This is a genomic window from Polaromonas sp. P1_E3 (genome assembly GCF_056405935.1).
The window spans coordinates 1-956 of record NZ_JBFUBD010000698.1 but is presented as its reverse complement, the minus strand read 5'-3'; the positions used below and the strand labels follow the sequence as shown (position 1 = coordinate 956).

Annotated in this window: 1 protein-coding gene; it reads left to right on the top strand. The window is 60.4% G+C overall.

Annotated elements, in window-relative coordinates:
* Positions 1-59 precede the first annotated feature (59 nt).
* The coding region (locus tag AC1D0Z_RS22880; protein WP_477660422.1) for a HAMP domain-containing protein at positions 60-956 on the top strand (897 nt) is incomplete at its 3' end.

Here is a 956-nt window from a genome sequence, read left to right as displayed (position 1 = left end):
GGCTTATCGTGCTAACGTCCATTGATCACAGCGCTCGCGCCCACGTACCCCACTTCCTTATGGACGCTACCAATCCAGTTCCCCTTGAAACCGCACCAGCCCCGCTGGAAATGCGCCCACGCCGGGGCTTCAGCCTGTTCTGGCGGACATTCTTTTTCCTTGCATTGCTGCTGTTTGGCTCCATCGTTGCCTGGTTGCAGACCTTCCGGGCGCTCGAATCAGAGCCTCGCGCCATCCAGAGTGCCCAGCAGCTAGCCTCACTGGTCAACCTCAGCCGGGCCGCGCTTCGCTATTCCGATGCCATCGCCCGTGTCTCGCTGATCAAAACGCTGGCCGACGAAGAGCGTGTACGCATCACCCCTCGGGAGCCGAAAGACAAGTTCGAGCTTTTTGAGAGCGATGAGCTGGGCGAGCGCACGGCCGAGGAACTCAAGACGCGGCTGGGTAACGGTACCGTCGTGGCCAGCAGCGTCAACGGGCAGAAGGGATTATGGGTCGGCTTTACCATCGACGGCGATGCCTACTGGCTGCTCACAGATCCCTCGAAAATAGGTCCGTCACGCAACAGCACGTGGATTATCTGGCTCATCACGGCGGCAGCCCTGTCGCTGGCAGGCGCAGCATTTATTGCCCGCCTGATCAACCGGCCGCTCAAGCAGCTGTCATTTGCAGCCAGCCGGATGCGGGACGGTGACTTCGACGCCAGCCTGCTCGATGAAAAGGTAGCCACCAGCGAAATCCGCGAGGTCAATATCGGCTTTAACCGCATGGCCGAGCAACTGTCCAAAATCGAGCAGGACCGGGTCATCATGCTGGCAGGGATTTCCCATGACCTGCGCACCCCGTTGGCCCGGCTGCGCCTGGAAACCGAGATGAGCGTCACCGACATGGATGCCCGCGAGCACATGGCTGCGGACATCACGCAGCTGGATGCCATCATCGACAAATTCCTGGAC